Source organism: Halomonas sp. LS-001 (genome assembly GCF_052983955.1).
The window spans coordinates 2,242,473-2,261,834 of sequence record NZ_CM129816.1 but is presented as its reverse complement, the minus strand read 5'-3'; the positions used below and the strand labels follow the sequence as shown (position 1 = coordinate 2,261,834).

Genomic DNA, 19,362 nt, shown 5'->3' with positions numbered 1-19,362 from the left:
CTAAATACGTGCGTTAAGTAACTGCAATAGAGATGAGTAGTGGCTTTCCGTGACTTTCCATTGCGCTGTGGGCACGAAATGCTTACTGATAGTAAGGCAGGCCAGGCGGATTTATACAATGCCGTATTCAATACTAAGCGCTAAGGTTAAGCTGAGTTCTTCTACCTGATCGGCAAATGCGTCCTGCCACTCGCCGCGTAAGGTAAGAGGTTCCTGCACCCAGCGCCAGCGTAACCCTGTAACAATGCTTTCTACTGCGCGCCGTGTGCCGGTGCCATCTTTGCCCGCACGAATATAAAGTGCGCATGGAAGCCCTTGTTTTTCTTCCAGTATGCTGTAGTAACTGCGATCAAAAAAATCCTTAAGTGCGCCGCTCATGTAGCCCAGGTTTTCTGTCGTGCCTAACAAGATGCCATCGCAGGCGCGAATGTCATCAGGTCCGGCCTCAAAAGGCGTTTTTACTGTACAGGTAACCTGCTCGATAATGTCTTGGGTCGCACCACGCTGCGCGGCATCACGCAGAGTACAGGTATTAATTGATGGCGCATGGGCAACGATTAAGAGGTGTTTCACTGTTGAGCCCTCGTTAGATGGAAGTTTGCGTGGTAAACGCAAAGTGTCGCACTGCCAAGTACGATCATGATGAGAGCCTATATGTCTGATAATACCTCTATCAATGTTTTCTATGACGCTGTCTGCCCCGGCTGTCGCAAAGATCGTCGTCTTTTTGAGCGCTTGGCTGGCAAGCATGGTAATGGGATTAATAGTAATCGGATTAACTGGCAGTGGCATTCCGCTAAGCTGAATTAGTGTTGACATCTTGCCGCTATTCAACAAGGCTGGAGCTGCTTTTTTGTTTTGTCCTTTTAGGAGAGCAGCATGGCATTTGCACTATCTGATTTGCAGGTTTCCAGCACTGCGTTTGAATCGCATCAAAAGATACCTTCCAAACACACTGGAGAAGGTGAAGACGTATCACCGCAATTGGCCTGGCAAGATGCTCCTGAGGGTACGCAAGGATATGCCGTCATCTGCCATGATCCAGATGCTCCGCTTGTTCAGAATGGTCAGTACGGATTTGTGCACTGGGTATTGTATAACCTGCCAGCCACAGTGACGTCCCTGGACGAAAGTGACCCGCAAGGTACTCAGGGAAAAAATGACATGGGTAACCTTGGCTACAATGGGCCAATGCCACCGGAAGGTCATGGTGTTCATCATTATTACTTCTGGGTGTTAGCACTGGATAGCCAGACGTCATTGCCTGAAGGATTGACATTGCCTGAGTTACTGGAGGCTCTTGAACCTCACCTGATTGGCATGAACCGCTTGATTGGTACATATCTTCGCCAATAAGCATCACGTGCAAGACATTGGGTGTTACTTGGTCTTGTAACGCTTTTGTCGATTTTAACTTTTGTCGATTTTAATAAGCCGCCACATCATTTGATGGAGGCGGTTTTTTTTGTGCACTGATGACGCAATGAAAGATAGGCATCGGGCGGAGTATAAGCTGTAATAGTTTCTTTGAATGATAATGATTGTCGTTTTTGATGGTAAATGCGTCGAACTTGCACGTAAAACGCGAGATAATTGTTGAGTAATTTGGTCAGGGTCTTCACAATTTTTTTATACAGGACTAAAATGGTACGCAATTAAATCATCATGACGCCGGCCCGCTGACCCAACGCAGGGAGAAGACGAAATGCTTAAGCTTTCACGGCTAACTGACTACGCGGCAGTGGTGATGGCGCAGATTGCCAGGCACCCTGATACACCGCATGCGGCGGCAGAGCTTGCCGAAGCCGTGCAGCTTCCGCACCCAACTGTCAGTAAAACGCTGAAAATGTTGGTGAAAGCAGGGCTGTTGGTTTCTCAACGCGGTGCACAGGGTGGTTATCAGCTGGCGCGTTCGGCGTCTTCAATTACGGCTGCCGATATTATTACCGCCATGGAGGGGCCGGTGGCGGTCACTACCTGTAGCCAGGCGGAGGGTGAGTGCGAGCTTGCCAGCACCTGTGGAGTGGCCGATAACTGGCAGCGCGTATCGATGGCTATCCGCACTCTTCTTGAAAGTGTAACGCTGGCGCATCTGGCCGCCACCACACCGATCAAGCTTCCTGTGCAACTTCCTATTCAAAGTATTAGCGTTGAGGCGGTTTCAGCCTGACGCGGTAACTATTCAAATGATCACGGCGAGCAGGCCTCGCCACCCAACTGCCCGGAGGGTAACACCATGGCAACTGAAGAAATGGAACAGTTGGTGCGTCGCGAGTACAAAGACGGCTTTGTAACGGATATCGAAAGCGACACGCTGCCACCTGGTCTAAATGAAGACACCATTGCCTTTATTTCCAATAAAAAAGGTGAGCCCGAATGGATGCTGGAGTGGCGTCTGGATGCTTATCGCCAGTGGCTGAAAATGAAGGAGCCTTCCTGGGCACACCTTGATTATCCACCGATTGATTATCAGTCAATTTCATATTTCAGTGCGCCAAAGCGTCCTGAAGACGGTCCTCAAAGCCTGGATGAGGTCGATCCCAAGCTTTTGGAAACCTATGAAAAACTGGGTATTCCGCTGCACGAACGTGCCGCCCTGGCCGGTGTTGCGGTGGACGCGGTGTTCGATTCGGTATCGGTGACTACCACCTTCAAAGAAACCTTATCTGAGGCGGGCGTGATCTTCTGCTCGATCTCTGAAGCCGTGCGCGAACATCCGGAATTGATCAAACAGTACCTGGGCACAGTGGTTCCCAAAAACGATAACTATTTTGCGGCATTGAATTCCGCCGTATTTACCGATGGCTCCTTTGTCTTTGTTCCCAAGGGTGTGAAATGCCCGATGGAGCTGTCGACGTATTTCCGCATCAATGCGGCGAATACCGGCCAGTTTGAGCGCACCCTGATTATCTGCGAAAGCGGTGCCGAGGTGTCATACCTAGAAGGCTGTACTGCTCCGATGCGCGATGAGAACCAGCTGCACGCAGCGGTTGTCGAGCTGGTAGCGCTGGACGATGCCTATATCAAATACTCGACCGTGCAGAACTGGTATCCAGGCGATGAGAATGGCGTTGGTGGTATCTATAACTTTGTGACCAAACGCGGTGATTGTCGTGGCGATCGTTCGCGCATCAGCTGGACACAGGTTGAGACCGGTTCGGCAATTACCTGGAAATATCCTTCCTGCATGTTACGCGGCAAAGACAGTGTGGGTGAGTTCTATTCCGTTGCGGTGACCAATGGTCGTCAGCAGGCCGATACGGGCACCAAGATGGTCCACATTGGTGAAGGCACTCGCTCGTATATCGTGGCGAAAGGTATTTCAGCGGGCAGAAGTGATCAGTCATACCGTGGTCTGGTGAAAATTGGCCCGCGAGCCAAAGGCGCGCGCAACTTTACTCAGTGCGACTCGTTGTTGATTGGCGATACCTGTGGCGCACATACCTTCCCGTATCAGGAAATCAGTAACAGCACGGCGACCGTTGAGCATGAAGCAACGACCTCCAAAATTGGCGAGGATCAGCTGTTTTATTGCCGTAGCCGAGGCATTTCGGAAGAAGATGCTGTCAGCATGATCGTTAATGGCTTCTGCAAAGATGTGTTTCAGGAATTGCCGATGGAATTCGCAGTAGAAGCGGAAGCATTGCTCAGCGTTACCCTCGAAGGCGCCGTAGGCTGATTTGGCTTTTGCCACATTTTGGCTGTTTATTTTTACTGTTTATCCGTTATGAGCCACGCCACAACAGGCGCCATCAAATATTTAATGTAAAAGGGTTTTATCATGCTTGAAGTCAACGATTTACACGTCAGCGTAGAAGGTTCCGAAATTCTGAAAGGCTTGACCCTGTCGATTCGTAAAGGTGAAGTCCACGCCATCATGGGGCCTAACGGTGCAGGTAAGTCGACGCTTTCTGCCGTTATCGCCGGTAAGGATGGCTACGAGGTCACTCAAGGGTCAATTACCTTTGAAGGCAAGGACGTGCTTGAGATGGAAATTGAAGAGCGCGCTCAGGCAGGCTTGCTGCTGGGTTTCCAGTACCCGGTTGAAATCCCTGGGGTTAAAAACGTTTATCTGCTGAAATCGGCACTCAACGCTCAGCGTGCAGCGCGCGGTGAGGGGGAAGTGCCAGCGCCTGAGTTTCTGAAGCTGGTCAAGGAAAAGCTGGGCTTTATGAAAATGGACCCAAGCTTCCTGCAGCGTGCGGTAAACGAAGGCTTTTCCGGCGGTGAAAAGAAGCGCAACGAAATCCTCCAGATGCTGGTACTGCAGCCGAAACTGGCGATGCTGGATGAAATTGACTCAGGCCTGGACATTGATGCCATGAAAGTCGTGGCTGATGGTGTCAACAGCCTTCGTGATGCTGAGCGTTCTATCCTGCTGGTGACTCACTATCAGCGCCTGCTTGATTACATCACGCCTGATAAAGTCCACGTGTTGGTTGATGGTCGCATCGTCAAAACCGGTGATGCTGAGCTTGCAAAAGAGCTCGAAGCGAATGGCTATGAAGGTATTGCGGAGGAGTCTGCGGCATGAGCGACACGTTAACGTTTCTTGAAACGCTAAATCAGCATCGCCAAGCGCTCGGCGCGGAGCCCACCTGGATTGCGGCGCGTCGTCAGGCGGGTGCTGCACGCTTTGAGGCGATGGGATTTCCTACACGCCGTGATGAAGAGTGGAAATACACCGATGTACGTGGGATTGCGCAAGGTAATTTTGCGCTGGCAGATAATGCTGATTTCTCTCAGGCAACCGCAGCCGCATTAACCTTGCCGATTGAGGCGCATCGTTTGACGTTTGTCGATGGTGTTTTTTCCGCACCATTGTCAGACCTTGAAAACCTGCCAGAAGGCTTGCAGGTTCTGCCTCTTTCAAAAGCCTTGGACGTTAACCATGAGGCGGTAGGTGGCCCGCTCGGGCGTCTGACCGGAGTGGATTTTTCACCGTTTGCCGCGCTGAACACAGCATTTATGGAAGAAGGGGCAGTCATTCGTATTGGTGCTGGCTGCGTGGTTGACAAGCCGATCATCGTGCAGTTCTTATCGCGTGCCAATGCGTCACCGACCATGTGCCACCCGCGGGTACTGGTCGAGGCAGCAGGGCGCAGCGAAGCCACCTTGATCGAGCATTATATTGGCGAAACCGACGCGCAGAATTTTACCAATGTGGTTGGTGAGTTCATGCTGGATCGTGGCGCCATTCTTCAGCATTACAAGCTGCAGGAAGCTCCGTTAGGCGACTATCACGTCGCTAGCATGCATGTAGAGCAGAATCGAGACAGCCGCTATACCTCCTATAACCTGAATCTGGGTGGCGCGCTGGTGCGCAATGACCTGATCAGTGATCTTAACGGGCAGGGCGCTGAAACCAATTTCCTCGGGCTGTTCTTTGGGCAGGGTCGTCAACATGTTGATAACCATACCAAAGTGAACCACAATGCAGCGCTGACGTTCTCCAACGAGAACTACAAAGGCATTCTGGATGATCGTGCGCATGGCGTGTTTAACGGCAAGGTGTTTGTTAAGCGTGATAGTCAGAAAATCGAAGGTTTCCAAAGCAACCAGAACCTGCTGCTGTCTGATCGTGCGCGTATTGACGCCAAGCCCGAGCTGGAAATCTACGCAGATGACGTCAAGTGCTCTCACGGCACTACAACCGGCCAGCTGGATGAAAATGCCGTTTTTGCGTTGCGCACACGTGGCATTGATGAAGCGACGGCACGTGCACTGTTAACGCTGGCATTTGCCGGTGAAGTGCTTGAAGAAGTCCGGCTTGATGCGGTGTCCGAGCGGGTTGAGCTAGCAGTGGCGGGTAGATTGCCTGAGCGCTTTAACCTGACAGGACTGGTGGAAGCTGCCGCCGCACTTAACGAGTCAGATTAAGTCGTCAGCACGGTCTCTATGATCGCAAAAGCGGTCATAGGGTTAGGTAACAGGTTTGTTTACAGGTGCCGCAGGAGTTCTTAATGCCCAATACCGCTGTTGTCACGCCAGATTTATCTCATCAGCCAGCGTTTGACGTTGCCCGGATTCGCGAGGAATTTCCAGTACTTCAGCGGGAGGTGCATGGAAAACCCCTGATCTACCTTGATAATGCGGCGACCAGCCAGGTGCCTCGTGAGGTTATTGATGTATTCGCGGATTATTATGGTCGTTATAACGCGAATATTCATCGGGGTCTGCATACCCTGGCAGATGAAGCGACGGCCGCTTTTGAAGGTGCCCGGGAGACGGTGAAGGCATTTATCAATGCAGAAACGTCACGCCAGGTTATCTTTACACGCGGCACAACCGAGGCGATCAATCTGGTTGCCAACAGTTGGGGACGCGCCAATCTCGCAGCTGGAGATGAGGTGCTTATCTCCATGCTGGAGCACCACTCCAATATCGTGCCCTGGCAACTGTTGGCTCAACAGCTGGGCTTTACGATCAAGGTTATTCCCGTCCATGCGGATGGTTCACTGGACATGGATGCCTATCGTGCTCTGCTCGGTGAGCGCACCAAACTGGTAGCGGTTAATTATGTGTCCAATGCTTTGGGGACAATTAACCCGGTACAGGAAATGGCGGCGTTAGCGCATCAGGCCGGAGCGATCATCCTGGTGGACGGTGCTCAGGCAACCCCCCATCAGCGTGTTGACGTACAGGCGATTGGCGCTGATTTTTATGCCTTCTCAGGACATAAAGTGTATGGGCCAACCGGGGTGGGTGTGCTTTATGGCAAGCAAGCGCTGCTCGAAGCCATGCCTCCCTGGCAAGGCGGTGGCGAGATGATTGATACGGTGTCTTTTTCAGGCACTACCTTTGCTGATATCCCGCACAAATTCGAGGCGGGTACTCCGGCTATCGCGGAAGTTATTGCCCTGGGCAAAGCGCTTGACTGGACAACCCGCATCGGGCTGGATGCGATCAGTGGATGGGAGCAACAGCTTTTAACCTATGCGACCCAGCAGGTGCAGTCCATTGATGGCCTGCGTATTCTTGGTACAGCGCCTCACAAAGCGGGTGTTTTATCATTTGTGGTGGACGGGGCGCATTCTCAGGATATTGGGCTGCTGATTGATCAGTTAGGTGTGGCGATTCGTACGGGACATCATTGTGCTCAGCCGTTATTACACCATTTTGGTGTGGACGCGACATGTCGCGCTTCATTTGCGGCGTATAATACCCATGACGAAATTGATATTTTTGTCGCGTCGCTCAAGCGCGTCATCGATATGGTTCGCTAGGTATCGTTTGCTAGGTACTAGTCGCTAGGTACCACCAAGGAGCACTATGGACATTGAACAGATTGCTCGGTTAGAGAAAGGCCAGTCAATCCCGCTCCAGCGGGATGTTGAGGCAATTGCGATACCTTTTGGTAAAAGTGATACTCTTCCAGAAGATAGTGTTGTCAGTATCATGCAGGCAAAAGGCAGCTCGGTGAGCGTCGGCTATGAAGGCCGTCTTTATCTGATTGAAGGCAGCAATCTTGATGCATTGGGTCTGGAGGCGCTGCCTCGTCCGACATTGCATGAAGACGCAGACGATGAGGAAATCGAGCAGTTTGTGTGGGATCAGCTGCGCACCTGTTTTGATCCTGAAATTCCTGTCAATATTGTGGATCTTGGACTTGTTTACGGGTGCCGGATTGAGCGCCTGATCAGTGGCGGACGTATCGTCACTATCCGCATGACATTGACCGCACCTGGGTGTGGTATGGGCGACGTTATTGCTGCCGACGCGCGTAATAAAATTCTGGGCGCGCCGCAGGTTAATAAAGTACATACGGAAATTGTATTCAGCCCCCCATGGAATAGAGACATGATGAGTGAAGAGGCCAAGCTTGAGCTGGGTATGTTCTGATCGAGGGTTGTTTGAAAGCTTGCCCCTTACCGCACTGATGTTGTGTTCATGCGTATGAAGTTTGTGGCAGGCTTTAAATGGTCTTTGATGACGCTGGGAGCGGCACTTTTATTGGTGTTGCTCTTTTTTGTTGCCAGTAATCTGTGGATTCTGTCGCGGACTCACTCAGTGATAGAGTCCACCGTTACCCAATGCGGGCCTGAACGTGTCGGTATTGTTTTCGGTACATCGCACTGGACGCGCAGTGGTGTACAAAATCCGCATTTCTATGCGCGTATGAGCACCGCTGCACGTCTAGTGCATGCGAATCGGGTTGAGCATCTGTTGTTATCCGGTGATAACCGCACGCGGTCTTATAATGAACCGCGGGCCATGTGGCGTACGCTAACCCGTTTTGGTGTCCAGCCCGAGAAGATCACGCTGGATTACGCAGGGTTCAGTACCTTCGATACCATGGTACGAGCACAGCAGGTGTTTGAGGTTGATCGTGCAGTGCTGGTGACGCAACGTTGGCATTTGCCGCGGGCACTTTATATCGGTCAGGCGCTGGGAATGGACGTGGTTGGCTGTGCAGCCAGCAATCACAGCGTCAATGGCGAATGGCGTCTCAGGTTACGAGAGTGGGTGGCGCGAGTTGCCACCCTGGGGGATCTTTATCTCTGGCGGCGGGAACCCTATTTTCTGGGGCCTGCTGAACCTATCAATATCATTGAGCATCCAAGCAAGGGTGTCGATGACGCAGACTCCAGCGAAAAATGATAATAGCCGTTCAGCGTCGCGTTTTGCGTTTCTGCAACTGATAAAGCTCTCGGATAAGCTGCCGACATCCTTTCATACATTCTTCTACCACCGGTTCCACGGGGTCCGGGAGAGGGTGGGTGAATAACGTTGACAGGGCCTGCATCAGAACACGTTCCTGCTCAAGCAGCTCATTGATCAATACCTGACTGTCATTGCCAACAAAGCTTTTGAGTCGACTCCATAGCCACAGAAAGTCGTCACGTTCTACATCTGCATCACGTGGCAGCATTTTCAGATGCGTACGGGCGAGCTGCTGAAGCTCGCCCATTTTTTGCAGGCGATTTTCGTAATAGGGTTTTAGCGTATCACGCAGCGATGGACGCAGGCGTTCTATATTATCCTGAAAATAATCAATGCTATCTGCCAGCGCTTCCAGAACGCTGTCCATCGCCACTTGGCGATTATCGAGAAACATGAGCGTCTACCTCCTTCGGTGACGCAGATTGTCGCCGTGGTAGCCTTTTTTTGCCACCCCTTTCATGGATTAATTTTGTTTTCAGGCCTTAACCTTTTGGCTTGGGTGGTGTTTTGCGCGGTGTAATGGCGTTTTTCTCGATATGCTCAATAATTAATCCGGCAATATCTTTTCCTGTCGCTGTCTCGATCCCCTGCAAACCAGGTGACGAGTTAACTTCCATAATCACAGGACCATGATTTGAGCGAAGCAGGTCAACCCCTGCCACACGGAGCCCCATGGCTTTTGCCGCACGGATAGCTGTCGAGCGTTCTTCCGGTGTGATACGGATCACGCTTGCGCTACCACCACGGTGAAGGTTGGAACGAAATTCGCCTTCAGCCGCCTGACGCTTCATTGAAGCAACGACCTTATCGCCAATCACCAAACAGCGAATATCCGCGCCTTTGGCTTCCTTGATGTATTCCTGGGCCATGATGTTGGCTTTCATGCCCATAAAGGCCTGGATCACTGATTCAGCGGCCTGGTTGGTCTCTGCCAGTACCACACCGATCCCCTGAGTCCCTTCGAGAAGTTTGATGACCAGAGGAGCGCCTTTCACCATGGTAATCAGGTCAGGGATGTCATCCGGCGAATGGGCAAACCCGGTAATAGGTAACCCAAGCCCTTTACGTGAAAGCAACTGCAGTGAGCGAAGCTTATCGCGTGAACGTGTAATCGCGACCGAATCGTTGAGTACATAGGTATTCATCATTTCGAACTGGCGAAGTACCGCGCAGCCATAAAACGTCACTGAAGAGCCAATACGTGGAATCACCGCATCAAAAGACTCAATCTCTTCACCTTTATAGTGAATAGACGGGTGATGTGAGGCAATGCTCATGTAACAGCGCAAGGTGTCAACGACGCGAGCCGAGTGCCCACGTGCTTCAGCGGCTTCAACAAGACGACGGGTTGAGTACAGGTTGCGATTACGCGATAACAGGGCAATATGCATTGAAAGCTCCCTTGCGGATAAGTGTAGGGTTGCGCAGTAAGTTAAGGTTCACCATGCAGGAAGGCGGCACCGGGGGCTATCAGTAAACGCCGCATCGCCCGTCGCCCTAACAGCATCGGATGGCGCATATTGCTACGATCAGTCAAGGTAAGCTCAATAGGAAAATTGAGATCGCCCAACTGAATGGGAGTACGGATGACATACCGCCATTCGCTATGACCATTCGAGCTGGTGACACGGCGACGATCATGTAAATGTGCCTTGAGCTTGTGAGGAGGAGAATCTGGCCCACCGCTGTGCGTGATAAAGCTAACCCACAGCTGGCCGTGCTCATCTTCAGAGGTTTCTATGTCTTCGGCATGCAAGGCCGATGTACGTGCACCTGTATCGGCTTTACAACACAAGTGCAGATCCAAATCGGGCAGAGTGACCATTTCGCGACGGCCAATTACTGCTTTTGCCTGGTAAGGTAATTCTTTCATATTTCCCTCTTCAGTCATCGGCCTTTGCTGTTGACGAGGTTAATGCGGCTAAACGTTGTTGCAATGTTGAGCCATCCTGAGCCTCTTTAAGCGACATTATGATGGGTAGCCGCAAACGGGGAATTAACGCTAAGTCACGGATTACCGCTGTAAAGTCGGTGCGTGGATCTTCTGCCAGACGGTTAAGAAAAAGTGGTAACCGCTCACTGTGTTCCAGATGCTTCCAGCCGCGCCCGGCAATGGCCGCCAGTGTATCAGGCCCGCAAGTAGCCGTATCGCTCAATCGCTGTTGATACCACTGTCCTACTTGCTCTTCAGAGGTACTGCCTACCGCACGGATACAGGCGCAAAGTGTTTCCAGGTCACCTTGTTGTGAGGCTTGCTCGCCTCGCTCAATCAAGGCTTGTGCCAAAGCATGATCAAGCGCCAGATGCTCCAGGCAATAGGCAACGGCATGCAGCATTTCGGCAGGCATGTCGGGTAGTATCGCGGTTAACTGAGCCGACTGGTCAGTGTCCATGCGAACGACGAAATCTGCAATTCCCTGAAGGCCTAGCGCCTGCCAGTCAATCGTTATCTGTTGGCTGACGTACGCCTCAACCGGCTCAAAATGCTGGCTGGCCGACAAGCCCAGATGCCGGGTTGCCATAGCGTTAAACATTGCCTGGAAGGGTGTGGGTGGCGTGAAGGAGAGGGGATTGTCCTGCATCAGATGCTCAATGTCTTCAGTGTTCCCGGTGTCGACGTTGCGCGCATTTTGCCCTAGCGTTTCCAGTAAGCGTTGCAAAAATGCATCGCGTTGTCCGGCCGACAGGTAACCCTGTTCGTCAAGTGGGAACGCCAGAAACCAGATGGCAGGTTCGGGCATGTTGCCCAAGCGAAAGAGGATGCCTAGGCGAGCTTGTCCCTGCCAGGGTTCTGGCCAGGGAGCCTGCTGCTTCTCGAAGGCGACAAGTGTTTCTTGCTGGCACGCTGTGACATGGCGCCCCATATGAAAAAGACACACCTCGGCACCACTGCGTTCAAAAAAATCGTTAAGCGTTGTAATCGGTTGCATAACATCCTTCCGCATTTCAGGCGAGCACTTTACCTTGCCATGAGCTGCGTGTCAGCTAACGAGTTAAAAAGTGTGGCGAGGGCATTCAATCGGTATGGTTAAAATTTAAACAGTGTCAGCATTGGCCCATGGTGAAAGCCTTTGCGCCACCTTTCCATAGGTTATCCACAGTCTCTTGCAAGGTTTCTGTGTACGCGTTCACAGCGCGGCGGTTGATAGAAAACTGTCCATACAGATCGGCTATAAAAACCGGTCAACACAAAGGCATTGGTAAGTGACATTGATACATGACGTTGTTGCATGACGGTGGAACATAAAGAAAGACATAGGGATAATGCCCTGCAACACGTTACAGATTAAATGAGGTAAACAGATGACAGTCCATCAGCCATTATCCGAGGCGCTCGACGAACTCGAATCAACGTTAAAAATGTCGCATTTATGGCAGGTTGAAACCCCAACAGAAGAGGCTTTCAATAGTCAGCAGCCGTTTTGTGTCGACACCATGTCAATGCCACAGTGGCTGCGCTTTGTGTTTATTGGCCGCCTGCAGGCATTAGTGGATGCGCGTGGCGCAATGCCTGCCAAGTGCGACGTTGCGCCTGCTGTTGAGGTTTATCTGCAGCAGGCGCAGGTTTCCTCCAGCGATCAGCGGCGGATTATGCAAGCCGTTGAGCGGATCGATGATCTGGTAACGCGTAATTAAGCCGGAATCCATACGGAAAAAAGCCCGCCATGGACGGATCCAGGCGGGCTTATACAATCAATGCGGCTCAATCAGAAGCGGTAGCTAAGGCCACCCATGACCACAAGCGGGTCAATGGAGACGGAACCGGCACTTGCGCCGGCAACTGTGGCGTCGGTATCGATATCGATGTACCAGGCAGCAGCGTTCAGCGCCCAGTTTTCATCAATAATCAGGTCAAGTCCCACTTGACCCGCCGCGCCCCAGGAATCGTCCAGGTCGAGGCTGACGCCTTCGATATCGACGGATTCATCATCGAAAATAGTGTAGTTCAGACCGGCGCCCACGTAAGGTTGAACGCGTGACTCAGTGCCGCCCAGGGGGTAATACTGAACCGTCAGGGTCGGCGGTAAATGCTTGGTCGACGCAATGTTGCTGCCATTGAGTGCAATATCATGTTCAAACGGCAGGGCTGCCAGCAGTTCAACGCCGATGTTATCGTGGAACCGGTAGCCCAGAGTGAATGCAAACTGGCTTTCGTCATCGACATTGACATCCAGCGCACCAAGAGCGGTATCCAGCGTGCCGTTATCGTTTTTGGGGTCAACATTAGCGGCACCAAAGCGCGTAAAGAAATCTCCCTGACCATAAGCCATGACCTGAGTGCTGACAGTCATCGCGGTTGCCGCAATACCGACAGTGATAAGAGCGGACAGAGTAAGTTTGCGCATGGAAGTAACTCCTGGTGTGGGTCAATTAATTATCTTCGGGTAATCATTCTGTGTATGTCGATCAGTGTACTGGGCCTTTAGCGGTAGGTTATTGATCCAGCGCAATAGTTGCGCCGTTGTTGATAAGCTGCCAAGCAAAAAAAATGGCCACCCTTAAAGGTGGCCATAGGTCGTTAATGATGGTGACTGCCTGTCATAAAGAGCGGGTTATGATGGTGGGCTTATTCATCATCCAGTGCCAGTAGTGACGCATTCCCTCCAAGAGCAGCGGTATTATTGGTCACGGTTTTTTCGCTCGCAAACTGGTACAGGTAGTGAGGGCCGCCAGCTTTCGGGCCAGTCCCTGACAGCCCTTGACCGCCAAACGGCTGAACACCGACCACAGCACCAATGATGTTGCGGTTGATATAGACGTTGCCAACCCGCATACGACGGGCAATATCCGCTGCAAAGGACTCGTTGCGGCTATGAACACCAAAAGTCAGCCCGTAACCGCGTGCATTGATTTCATCAATCACCTTGTCGAGCTGGTTGGCCTTATAACGCACGATATGCAGAATGGGGCCAAACTGTTCACGGCTCAGGCTGTCAATGCTGTCGATGTTGAAAGCGACCGGCGCAATAAAGGTACCGTTCTGTGTCGGCTCGCTGGCCATTGGCGTCTCGGCGATCAGGCGTCCTTCGTTTTTAAGCGCATCGATATGCGCTTGCAGTCCCGCTCGCGCATCGTCGTCAATCACTGGGCCAACATCCGTTCCCAATTGACGCGGGTCGCCCACCTGCAGCTCATTCATGGCGCCTTTCAGGATGCTGATTACCCGGTCGGCGACATCTTCCTGCAGGTAAAGCACACGCAACGCCGAGCAGCGTTGGCCAGCACTCTGGAAAGCGGATTGAATGACATCAACGACGACCTGTTCTGGAAGTGCGGTGGAATCGACGATCATGGCGTTCATGCCGCCGGTTTCTGCAATCAGTGCCGGCAGAGGGGCGTTTTCACGTGCGGCAAGGGCGCGGTTGATGATTTGTGCGGTGTCCGTGCCGCCAGTGAAAACAACGCCGGTAATGCGCGGGTCGGATGTCAGAACGCTACCTACCGTAGGGCCATCGCCAGGCAGTAACTGGACGACATCACGGGGCATGCCTGCCTCGTAAAGCAGCTCAATCACCCGGTGAGCGACAATGGACGTCTGTTCGGCCGGTTTGGCCAGCACCGTGTTGCCAGCCACTGCCGCAGCAACGACCTGCCCACAGAAAATGGCGACCGGGAAGTTCCACGGGCTGATGGCAGCAAATACGCCACGTCCACTCATGACCAGGTGGTTCGACTCACCGGTCGGGCCTGGCAGCTCAGTCGCTTTACCAAAGCCTTCCTCAGCACGCATGGCGTAGTAGTAGCAGAAGTCCACGGCTTCGCGGATTTCATCCACGCCGTCGGTTAGCAGTTTGCCGCCTTCCCGTGAACATAGCGTCATCAGCTCAGCCATGTTGTCTTCCATCAACTCACCCAGGCGACGCAGAATGGCAGCGCGTTTCTCAACAGGCGTCGTATCCCAGCGGGGGAAGGCTGCCCAGGCAGCATCCAGTGCTTTGGTGGTCTGCTCTTTGGTTGACCATTGCACCTTGCCTAACGTTTTCGTGCGGTCAAACGGGCTGGTGACGGTATGTGTATTGGCGTTGTCATCCGCGACGTCAAAAGCTAACTGCGGTTTGGCGTGATAGGTTTTATCCATGAACGTATCCATCTTCTCCATCAACGGGAAGAAGTGGCTACGGATATTCAGGTTGACCCCACGCGAGTTGCGGCGTTTTTCGCCGTAAATATCGCTGGGGAGTGGGATGCGCTTATTCGCCAGTGAGTCATACTGACGTAATGTTTCGACAGGGTGCTGGCAGAGAGACTCAACCGGCACATCCGGATCAACAAGTTGATGCACAAATGATGAGTTAGCCCCGTTTTCCAGCAGGCGACGCACCAGGTAAGGAAGCAGGTCCTTGTGCGCGCCAACGGGTGCATAAATGCGGCAATAAGTGCCTTTGGGGGCTCTGGCTAACGCGGCATCATAGAGCGCTTCCCCCATGCCGTGCAGGCGCTGGAACTCAAAGGGGCGATCATTGGTGTTGGCCAGCTCAAGGATGGCAGAAACCGTGTGCGCATTGTGCGTGGCAAACTGCGGGAAAATGCGCCCCTTGGTGTCATTGGACAGCAGAAACTGACTACACGCCAGGTAAGCGACATCGGTCGCCGCCTTGCGGGTAAAGACAGGATATCCTTCAACGCCGAGCTGCTGGGATTCCTTGATTTCAGTATCCCAATAAGCGCCTTTTACCAGCCGCAATGGAATTTCATCGCCCTGTTGCTCTGCTAACCGGTTGATATAGTGCAGAACCGGCAGGGCGCGTTTTGCGTAAGCTTGCACGACCAGGCCAAAATGTCCCCAGCCTTTGACAGCATCGCTTTCGTAGATAGCACGAAAGACTTCCAGAGACAGTTCAAGACGGTCGACTTCTTCCGCATCAATGGTCACGGCGACACCCAAGGCCCGCGCTTTGGTGACCAGTTTGATAACGGTGTCTACCAGTTCGGTCAGTACCTGTTCACGACGACCGAATTCATAGCGTGGGTGTAACGCTGACAGTTTTATGGAAACTGACGGTGACGGCGTTTTGTTACTCAGATTTTTGCAGGTTTTGCCGACCTGCTCGATGGCGTGAGCGTAATCATCGAAATAGCGCTTGGCATCTTCTTGCGCGCGCGCTGCTTCGCCCAGCATATCGTAAGAGTAGGTATAGCCCTTATTGAATAATGGCTTGGAGCGTTTAAGGGCTTCATTAATATCGCGCCCCAGCACGAACTGCTTGCCCATGACTTTCATGGCTTCGACCATCGCGCGCCGAATCACAGGCTCACCCAGCCGGTTCACCATGCGGTTGATAAAGTGGGCGGGTTGCCCTTCCCTGGGGTGGTCGAGTTTTAATACCCGGCCTGTCATCAAAAGGCCCCATGTCGAGGCGTTTACCATCCAGGATTCGCTTTTTCCCAAGTGTGCCTGCCAGTCAGCAGGGCCGAGTTTGTCTTCAATCAGGGCATCGGCCGTGTCTTTGTCAGGTATGCGCAGCATGGCTTCTGCCAGGCACATCAGCATCAGGCCTTCATGGGTGTCCAGGCTGTACTGCTGAAGTAATTCGTCAATGGTATCAACCGCCGTATCCATTTTACGCACGTCGCGCACGAGGGCGGCAGTGTCCGCTTCAATGCGAGCAAAGTCATCACGGTCTGCATTCAGCAGCTTGATCAATTCGTTGACAAACGCTTCCTCGTCAACGACGTAATGATCACTGACACGCGTCAATAATGTATCAAGATCAGTCTGCCAAGTGGCAGGGTCACGCAGTTTCTTAGCATTGAGCATTGAAGCCCCCAAAAGTCAGAACAGGAACGAATGGGTAATAAGGGCGGTGTGCCCAAAATTGACAATTGAATGTAGAGTGCCAGGCGGTAATGTGTGTGTTTAAAGCATGGCAAAACATGTCAATTTCGTGGCAAGCGCGCCCGATGTTCGACTTTAGTAGGGCGTTTTATGAGCGATGGACGCTGGAGAAGGGGTTGATGTGGAAGAGGTGGCTGGCATCTCAGGGCGATGTTGGCGTAGCTGGCGAGGAGACATACCAAAGCTGCTTTTGAAGGCATGAGACAGGGTGCTCTGGTTGGCGAAGCCGGTTTGAACCGCGATATCCGCCAGTGGCAAGCGGCTTTGCATAATCAGCTGACGGGCGGCGCTTAAGCGCTGGCGGCGCACATATTGCCAGGGAGACAGCCCCGTCTGAATACGGAAACGCTCTGAAAAGTGCGCTTCGCTCAGGCAGGCAAGCTTGGCGAGGTCAGCCACGCGTAACTCATCAGCCAGGTGATGGCGGATGTAACGATTAATCAGGCGAAGGTTGAGTCGCCCGCTGTGTTCACGTGGGGTATCGCCTAAACGCGCTTTCAGAGAGCCAAGTAAGGTGCCAGCCAGACGGTCGTGCTGAAAGGTGTCGGTGTCATCGACGTTATGGGCAATTTCACTTTCCACAAAAGCAAGATAATGACGCAGTGCATTATCCAGCGAGAAAAAGCGCGGCGCATCAAACAGGGCAACGAGCTCACGCTGCTCCCCGGAGAGGGCGGGCGCGTCTTCAGGTAGATCCAGAATCAGTTGGCGGTTTCTGGCATTGCCGGAATAATAGTGCTCATGATTGGCAGGCACGATGCAGCCAGAAAAAGGATTGATAAGACCTCCCAGCCCCTCAATCTCAAATTCAGCAGTACCGCACATGGTAATCACGATCTGGTGAAAATCATGTGAATGATGATGCGTTACAGCGTCTAGTGGTAACTGACGAATCTTGCTGGGCATGATGCTGTCCTCATGCGGGCATCTTAGGTTTGGCGCAGCGCAGTATGGGCGGCAAGGTGGTCACGCAACGCTTTAAGCTCCATCTGGCCTTCTTTGTCCAGCAGTGGTTTGCCTTGAGCCACTTGCCAATGTCGCCCGTGCTGATCCATCAGGTGGCTGGCGCGTCGGCGAACGCCATCCAGGTATTCATTATGCCGAATGGGGTAACCAATAATAGCATTCCACTCGGTTTCACTAATCTGGCTCATCAGGGCTTTATCAAACAGTATCAGCATGTCTTGTGGTTCCGTCCGATAACGCGGTGTTCTTGAGGTGAGAAGAATGGCTAACACACCACCGATTATCAGTACACAAACACCAAAGACAAGTAGATAAAGTGCCATAAACTGCTCCCAGAAGAAGGTGTTCAGTATACGCTCGCCACATCGGCAGAGAAAAATCGAGATAGTGGCGAACTTTTTGCTGACACGCTGTCATATAAATAGCAAGTCAACGCAACGACATCAGTCGTTAACAGTGTTGATGAGTATGTTGCAATAGCTTCATGTTTTCGATCCCTTGCTTATGCTGCTCACTGAGCAGCATTTTTTTTGCATGAAAATTAATTGTCTAGCTATCACGTTGGGTGGCTGGGCAGTGACGTTTGCCTGCCACCCAGGTCTCATGAATGGCGCGTTCATCTCCCAGAATCATCAATGCAAACAGCCGCTCAGCGAGCGTTGAACAGCGTTGGACGCGCCGTGAAAGAAGCGTGTTGGAACATGGGTCCACAATAATGAAATCAGCTTCTTTACCTGCTTCCAGCTGACCCACGTAGTTCGCTAACGACAACGCTTTTGCATTACCGAGAGTAAGGCCATAAAACCCTTGCCAGGCGGTTAGTGGCTGCCCGCGTAGTTGACCAACCTGATAGGCCGCTTTGAGCGTACTGAACCCGCAAAGATCAGTACCCGCACCAATGTCGCTGGCATAGGTAAATGCCATCCCTGTATCAATCGCCGCCTTTCGATCAAAAAGACCACTGCCGAGGAACAGGTTTGATGAGGGGCAGAAAGCGATATTAGCGCCGTGAGCGGCCAGTCGCTTTCGCATACCATTATCCAGATGAATGCCATGGGCGAAGGTACTACGCGGCCCAACCAGGCCGGCCTGTTCGTACACGTTCAGGTAATCATGGCTCTCAGGAAACAGCGTTGCTACCCAATCAACCTCTTGGGTGTTTTCTGCTAGATGCGTCTGTAGCCAGAGACTAGGATCATTGCGTAGCATGCCGCCCGCTGCCTCTAGCTGCTGCCGGGTTGAAGTGGGCGCAAAGCGTGGCGTGACGCTATATCCCAATCGATCTTTGCCATGCCAGTCAGCGATCAGCCGCTCACTGTCCTGAATGCCGGTTTTGCCATCAAGCAGCGCCTCCGGCGCGTGACGGTCCATTAATACCTTGCCTCCCAGCATGCGCAGCTGGCGTTGTTGGCAGGCACTGAAAAACGCGTCCATTGAACCGGCATGACTGGATCCGAATACCTGAGCGGTGGTGGTTCCCGCGCTCAACAGGGCATCCAGGAAGGCGTCCGAAATAGCATGTGCGTAGTCAGGGTCATTAAAGCGGCATTCTTCAGGGAAGGTGTATTCGTTCAGCCAGTCCAGAAGTTGGCGACCATAAGACGCTACAATATCAAGCTGCGCATAGTGAACATGCGTGTCGATGAATCCCGGCATGATCAGTTTGTCTGGATAATGCTGCACGCGTAAATGCGGGGGTAAGTCAGGCTGCAGGGCGGTGAAATCACCGACCCGGTAAATTTTGCCGTTCCTGATCCACAGTACGCCGTCATGATGATGGGTCACGCTACCCGGGTTAGGGGTGGTCTCCTCGCCTGGGTCGGCATTAAAACTGAGTAATTCACCACGAATCACGATTTCATTGGTGTCTTTCATGTTGCTCCACAATGGCAGAA

At 52.4% G+C, this 19,362-nt stretch carries 19 protein-coding genes; 9 read left to right on the top strand and 10 right to left on the bottom strand.

Going from position 1 to position 19,362, the window contains the following annotated elements; translation table 11 throughout:
* Positions 1-111 precede the first annotated feature (111 nt).
* Positions 112-573: a flavodoxin family protein gene (locus tag ACU6TU_RS10235; RefSeq protein ID WP_447144224.1), complete on the bottom strand. Its 462-nt coding sequence runs from the start codon at positions 571-573 to the stop codon at positions 112-114.
* Positions 574-879: 306 nt separating this feature from the next.
* On the opposite strand from ACU6TU_RS10235, the gene ACU6TU_RS10230 reads away from it, so the two are divergent.
* The 8 genes from ACU6TU_RS10230 (at position 880) to ACU6TU_RS10195 (ending at position 8,601) form a co-directional block, all read left to right on the top strand.
* On the top strand, positions 880-1,356 hold the full coding sequence (locus ACU6TU_RS10230; protein ID WP_447141329.1) for a YbhB/YbcL family Raf kinase inhibitor-like protein: 477 nt from the start codon (positions 880-882) through the stop codon (positions 1,354-1,356).
* Positions 1,357-1,705: 349 nt separating this feature from the next.
* The gene (locus tag ACU6TU_RS10225) at positions 1,706-2,170 is read left to right on the top strand and encodes an SUF system Fe-S cluster assembly regulator (protein WP_447141328.1); all 465 of its coding nucleotides are present in this window, start codon (positions 1,706-1,708) and stop codon (positions 2,168-2,170) included.
* Between the two features lie 66 nt (positions 2,171-2,236).
* Positions 2,237-3,679, top strand: a complete 1,443-nt coding sequence (sufB, locus tag ACU6TU_RS10220) for a Fe-S cluster assembly protein SufB (protein ID WP_447141327.1) — start codon at positions 2,237-2,239, stop codon at positions 3,677-3,679.
* A 102-nt stretch (positions 3,680-3,781) separates the two neighbouring features.
* Complete coding sequence (gene sufC / locus ACU6TU_RS10215; protein WP_447141326.1) at positions 3,782-4,534, top strand: Fe-S cluster assembly ATPase SufC; 753 nt, start codon at positions 3,782-3,784, stop codon at positions 4,532-4,534.
* The gene (gene sufD / locus ACU6TU_RS10210) at positions 4,531-5,880 is read left to right on the top strand and encodes a Fe-S cluster assembly protein SufD (protein WP_447141325.1); all 1,350 of its coding nucleotides are present in this window, start codon (positions 4,531-4,533) and stop codon (positions 5,878-5,880) included. Before sufC ends, sufD begins: the two co-directional genes overlap by 4 nt.
* A gap of 83 nt (positions 5,881-5,963) precedes the next feature.
* Positions 5,964-7,226, top strand: a complete 1,263-nt coding sequence (locus ACU6TU_RS10205) for a SufS family cysteine desulfurase (RefSeq protein ID WP_447141324.1) — start codon at positions 5,964-5,966, stop codon at positions 7,224-7,226.
* A gap of 46 nt (positions 7,227-7,272) precedes the next feature.
* On the top strand, positions 7,273-7,842 hold the full coding sequence (sufT, locus tag ACU6TU_RS10200) for a putative Fe-S cluster assembly protein SufT (RefSeq protein WP_447141323.1): 570 nt from the start codon (positions 7,273-7,275) through the stop codon (positions 7,840-7,842).
* A gap of 48 nt (positions 7,843-7,890) precedes the next feature.
* Entirely contained in the window at positions 7,891-8,601 is a 711-nt protein-coding gene (locus ACU6TU_RS10195; RefSeq protein WP_447141322.1) for a SanA/YdcF family protein, read from the top strand.
* A 10-nt stretch (positions 8,602-8,611) separates the two neighbouring features.
* Here the strand turns inward: ACU6TU_RS10195 and ACU6TU_RS10190 are convergent, their stop codons facing one another.
* The 4 genes from ACU6TU_RS10190 to ACU6TU_RS10175 form a co-directional block, all read right to left on the bottom strand.
* Positions 8,612-9,058 (bottom strand): hypothetical protein, encoded by a 447-nt coding sequence (locus ACU6TU_RS10190; RefSeq protein WP_100820287.1) that lies wholly within the window; start codon positions 9,056-9,058, stop codon positions 8,612-8,614.
* A gap of 88 nt (positions 9,059-9,146) precedes the next feature.
* Positions 9,147-10,055 carry a 30S ribosomal protein S6--L-glutamate ligase gene (rimK, locus tag ACU6TU_RS10185; RefSeq protein WP_447141321.1) on the bottom strand — a complete coding sequence of 303 codons (909 nt, stop codon included), beginning with the start codon at positions 10,053-10,055 and terminating at the stop codon, positions 9,147-9,149.
* Positions 10,056-10,096: 41 nt separating this feature from the next.
* Positions 10,097-10,537 (bottom strand): ATP-dependent zinc protease family protein, encoded by a 441-nt coding sequence (locus tag ACU6TU_RS10180; protein ID WP_447141320.1) that lies wholly within the window; start codon positions 10,535-10,537, stop codon positions 10,097-10,099.
* A gap of 10 nt (positions 10,538-10,547) precedes the next feature.
* Positions 10,548-11,594, bottom strand: coding sequence for a DUF3549 family protein (locus tag ACU6TU_RS10175; protein ID WP_447141319.1), 1,047 nt, complete (start codon positions 11,592-11,594; stop codon positions 10,548-10,550).
* A 373-nt stretch (positions 11,595-11,967) separates the two neighbouring features.
* Between ACU6TU_RS10175 and ACU6TU_RS10170 the strand changes: the two genes are divergently transcribed.
* Positions 11,968-12,300: a YqcC family protein gene (locus tag ACU6TU_RS10170; protein WP_447141318.1), complete on the top strand. Its 333-nt coding sequence runs from the start codon at positions 11,968-11,970 to the stop codon at positions 12,298-12,300.
* A gap of 71 nt (positions 12,301-12,371) precedes the next feature.
* On the opposite strand, the gene ACU6TU_RS10165 is transcribed toward ACU6TU_RS10170, so the two are convergent.
* The 5 genes from ACU6TU_RS10165 to guaD form a co-directional block, all read right to left on the bottom strand.
* Positions 12,372-13,010: an OmpW/AlkL family protein gene (locus ACU6TU_RS10165; protein ID WP_447141317.1), complete on the bottom strand. Its 639-nt coding sequence runs from the start codon at positions 13,008-13,010 to the stop codon at positions 12,372-12,374.
* A 221-nt stretch (positions 13,011-13,231) separates the two neighbouring features.
* Complete coding sequence (putA, locus tag ACU6TU_RS10160; RefSeq protein WP_447141316.1) at positions 13,232-16,423, bottom strand: bifunctional proline dehydrogenase/L-glutamate gamma-semialdehyde dehydrogenase PutA; 3,192 nt, start codon at positions 16,421-16,423, stop codon at positions 13,232-13,234.
* 153 nt (positions 16,424-16,576) lie between these two features.
* A complete protein-coding gene (locus tag ACU6TU_RS10155) occupies positions 16,577-17,407 on the bottom strand; it encodes a helix-turn-helix domain-containing protein (RefSeq protein ID WP_447141315.1) in 831 nt (276 codons plus the stop codon).
* A 23-nt stretch (positions 17,408-17,430) separates the two neighbouring features.
* Positions 17,431-17,790, bottom strand: a complete 360-nt coding sequence (locus tag ACU6TU_RS10150) for a hypothetical protein (RefSeq protein WP_447141314.1) — start codon at positions 17,788-17,790, stop codon at positions 17,431-17,433.
* Between the two features lie 226 nt (positions 17,791-18,016).
* A complete protein-coding gene (gene guaD / locus ACU6TU_RS10145; protein ID WP_447141313.1) occupies positions 18,017-19,342 on the bottom strand; it encodes a guanine deaminase in 1,326 nt (441 codons plus the stop codon).
* Between the last annotated feature and the right edge of the window lie 20 nt (positions 19,343-19,362).

Coding starts and splice junctions, on each gene's coding strand:
- ACU6TU_RS10230 (WP_447141329.1), top strand. CDS start 880: ATGGCATTTGCACTATCTGATTTGCAGGTTTCCAGCACTGCGTTTGAA.
- ACU6TU_RS10225 (WP_447141328.1), top strand. CDS start 1,706: ATGCTTAAGCTTTCACGGCTAACTGACTACGCGGCAGTGGTGATGGCG.
- sufB (WP_447141327.1), top strand. CDS start 2,237: ATGGCAACTGAAGAAATGGAACAGTTGGTGCGTCGCGAGTACAAAGAC.
- sufC (WP_447141326.1), top strand. CDS start 3,782: ATGCTTGAAGTCAACGATTTACACGTCAGCGTAGAAGGTTCCGAAATT.
- sufD (WP_447141325.1), top strand. CDS start 4,531: ATGAGCGACACGTTAACGTTTCTTGAAACGCTAAATCAGCATCGCCAA.
- ACU6TU_RS10205 (WP_447141324.1), top strand. CDS start 5,964: ATGCCCAATACCGCTGTTGTCACGCCAGATTTATCTCATCAGCCAGCG.
- sufT (WP_447141323.1), top strand. CDS start 7,273: ATGGACATTGAACAGATTGCTCGGTTAGAGAAAGGCCAGTCAATCCCG.
- ACU6TU_RS10195 (WP_447141322.1), top strand. CDS start 7,891: ATGCGTATGAAGTTTGTGGCAGGCTTTAAATGGTCTTTGATGACGCTG.
- ACU6TU_RS10190 (WP_100820287.1), bottom strand. CDS start 9,058: ATGTTTCTCGATAATCGCCAAGTGGCGATGGACAGCGTTCTGGAAGCG.
- rimK (WP_447141321.1), bottom strand. CDS start 10,055: ATGCATATTGCCCTGTTATCGCGTAATCGCAACCTGTACTCAACCCGT.
- ACU6TU_RS10180 (WP_447141320.1), bottom strand. CDS start 10,537: ATGAAAGAATTACCTTACCAGGCAAAAGCAGTAATTGGCCGTCGCGAA.
- ACU6TU_RS10175 (WP_447141319.1), bottom strand. CDS start 11,594: ATGCAACCGATTACAACGCTTAACGATTTTTTTGAACGCAGTGGTGCC.
- ACU6TU_RS10170 (WP_447141318.1), top strand. CDS start 11,968: ATGACAGTCCATCAGCCATTATCCGAGGCGCTCGACGAACTCGAATCA.
- ACU6TU_RS10165 (WP_447141317.1), bottom strand. CDS start 13,010: ATGCGCAAACTTACTCTGTCCGCTCTTATCACTGTCGGTATTGCGGCA.
- putA (WP_447141316.1), bottom strand. CDS start 16,423: ATGCTCAATGCTAAGAAACTGCGTGACCCTGCCACTTGGCAGACTGAT.
- ACU6TU_RS10155 (WP_447141315.1), bottom strand. CDS start 17,407: ATGCCCAGCAAGATTCGTCAGTTACCACTAGACGCTGTAACGCATCAT.
- ACU6TU_RS10150 (WP_447141314.1), bottom strand. CDS start 17,790: ATGGCACTTTATCTACTTGTCTTTGGTGTTTGTGTACTGATAATCGGT.
- guaD (WP_447141313.1), bottom strand. CDS start 19,342: ATGAAAGACACCAATGAAATCGTGATTCGTGGTGAATTACTCAGTTTT.